At 47.2% G+C, this 2,939-nt stretch carries 2 pseudogenes; both read left to right on the top strand.

Going from position 1 to position 2,939, the window contains the following annotated elements:
* A pseudogene (locus BG32_RS06120) lies at positions 1-1,380 on the top strand (C1 family peptidase); the annotation flags it as partial.
* 377 nt (positions 1,381-1,757) lie between these two features.
* Positions 1,758-2,939 (top strand): annotated as a pseudogene (locus BG32_RS06115) (right-handed parallel beta-helix repeat-containing protein); the annotation flags it as partial.

Genomic DNA, 2,939 nt, shown 5'->3' with positions numbered 1-2,939 from the left:
AGTTTTACATACAGTATTCCCCCGCAGGAGATGGGGGCTTTCAAGGTCGTGAATTCGTGGGGAGTCGGTGGTTGGGAGAACGTTCCGGACGGCTTTCTGTACATAACGTACGAAGCGATGAAGGAGAACCAGGTTCGCTGTTTCACTATAGATCCAAGAGACAACTACGAACCGAGAGCAATAGCTGTATTCGAGATCTCGAATGGAATAAGAGATGATTGCGAGATAACGGTTGGGGTAGGCAACCCTTCTTCTCCCATAAGAGAAAAGAGATTCGATGACTATAGCTATAGAGGAGGGCAGCATCCTTTCCCTGACAACAAGATGGTGCTGGATATCACCGATCTCCTACCCTTTGAAGATGAGACATTGTTCCTGAAGGTATTTGATTCCTTCAGTGACTTCACAACGGGAAGTATAGAGTTCTTTTCCGTGGAAGTATTCGACAATTATCAATCTGGAACTCCTGTGGCGATATACACTTCGACCGAGACACCAAAGAACACCGTAAATAACTCATTCGTGAACGTGCAGATTCATAATGTTGTTGCAGCACAGGGCTCTTCGTATTACCTTTCAAGCATAAGGCAAGGATTGTCAACGGAAATGCTCGAACTTCTGAAAGCAGACCTAGGGGTCCTCGAAGAAGGGAGAAACTACAACGAGATTATTGACGGACACGGTACTGGTTTGCGTCCTCCTTCAGAAGACGATTGGGATGAAATCGCCAGGACCTGGCATTTGATGGATGGCTTCTCAGTCCAGGGAAGCTTACCATCGACTTTAGACCATTCCGTTTCGATGTATTTTCCTCCCGTAGGAGATCAGGGCGGCGAAGGCTCGTGCGTAGCCTTTTCAAATGGGTATTATACTTCCACTTTCTATGAAGCCAGGGATAGAGGCTGGGATCTCAGCGGCGCAAGCTGGACAAACGGCGGAGAACCTACTCCTTCGTATCAGAACAGGATATTCAGTCCTGACTTTATCTATCATCAGATTAATGATGGTGAGGACGGCGGTTCATCTTACCTTGATGCTCAGAAGCTGTTGTCGAGAGTTGGAGTCAGCAGCTGGGAAAAGATGCCTTACGATACGAGCGATCACACTTCGTGGCCTTCCGAATCTGCATGGAGAGAAGCTCCAAGATACAGGAACGGTATGAATGTAATTAGCTACTTGACAGTAAGGACGGATCAGGACATACTGACTATCAAGTCCTATCTCGCCGCGGGTTATCTAGTATCTGTTTCAATAGACGCCAATCAGTACAAGAACCTTACAGAGAAAGACGTCTGGAACACATCAACTTACATTTATCCCGATACTAATCACGCAAACACAATAGTTGGTTACGACGACAATTTCAACGGCTCTCTTTGATTAACGTCAGCTTCTCAGTTTGCGGCAGTACTGAGCATTGAGGATGTCTACAGAAGCATTCTTTCTGTAGAACTGCGATACTTTCGAATTCACAGGTTCTTCGGAATCAGTATTGCTTCGCGTTAGGTCTACGATTTGCCTGTAAACGAGTTTGCGGAGAAGAGCGTGGCAATGAGATTGAGTCAGAGGGTCTGGCTTCATTTGCTATCAGCAAAAGTTTCTTCTGTAGTTTCTTTCATGCGTTGTTTTATCTGTTCACTTCTGCAAGGTATTGCTTCGAGACGAATGTATAATCTGTTCATACGATGGCTTTGGCAGGAATACAGTTGCTCTCCGATCAAAGCTCTACAGAGCCAGGGACATCTCGGAGGTGCCGCATGAAGCGAGTCTTGGTGCACATTTTAGGGTCCGTTAGATCTTGGCTGCTGATAATGCTTCTAATCCCTTTTGGATTACTTTTTTCAGAGAACATTGAAACACCTGTTGACAATTACAAACCTCCCACAGAGGTTTCCGGGACTATAGCCGAGGACACGGTCTGGACAATCGATCGTAGCCCGTACCTGGTTAGGGCGACAATAACGATTTCTCCAAATGTGATCCTCACAATAGAGCCCGGCGTGGAAGTCCTCATAGTTCAGAATCAGGATTTCATCGTTAACGGTACGCTGAGGGCCGTTGGCAACGAGGAAAACCCGATTGTTTTCACAGGTACTGCTCAGGTACCAGGTTGGTGGAGATCGATCAACATTCAGGGAGAAGGTTCGGCATTTCTTGAGTGGTGCGAAGTCTCCTTTGCAGGAGCGTCAACGGGGGCCGGCGTTCTTAAAGCGGGATCGGGTTCTCTGAGACTCGTCAATTCCGTTGTTAGAAGGGTTATGGGAGATGGCCTTCGGATTTCGGCAGGGTACTCCTCCTTTGAGAGTATCAACAATACCTTCATGTATAACACAAACGGGGTTAGGGTCGGAATAAACGCATCTTACTCTGATCAGAGTTCGACCTTTATTTTGAACCAGGTGGACATCCATCTTGACGGCGGAGCGATCACAGGGATTGTGAAATGGGGAGCCAGTGGTGACTACTCCATGACGGTTACCGGAGATGTCTCTGTAAACGCAGGAGCATCGCTAGAAATAGCTCCGGGAACGGTGGTCAAACTGAGACAAAACAACAGGTTTTTGGTTTACGGTCAACTTCAGGCAAGAGGAGAAGAAGATCAGCAGATCTACTTCACCGATTTGCGCGATGATACGGTCGGAGGGGATGCTAATAGAGATAGCAGTGAGACGATCGCTGAAGAGGGATGGTGGAGATCTATCAACATCCAGAATGAAGGCTCGGCCGTTCTTGAATGGTGTACTCTGGCCTACGGAGGTAGATCGGATGGTGCAACTCTGCTCAAGAGCGGAACGGGTTCTATCAGGATATCCAATTCAGCGATTGTAAGAAGTTCCGGGGACGGGCTTAGGGTAGCTGCAGGCTACTCTCTATTTGAATCTTCGGACAACTATTTCGGGTATAACTCGGTTGGTATTCGATTGGGAATAAATTCATCT

The sequence above is a fragment of the Mesotoga sp. HF07.pep.5.2.highcov genome, assembly GCF_003666285.1.
Classification (GTDB): Bacteria; Thermotogota; Thermotogae; order Petrotogales; family Kosmotogaceae; genus Mesotoga; species Mesotoga prima.
The sequence above is the reverse complement of the archived record's forward strand: the minus strand, read 5'-3'. Positions and strand labels throughout refer to the sequence as shown.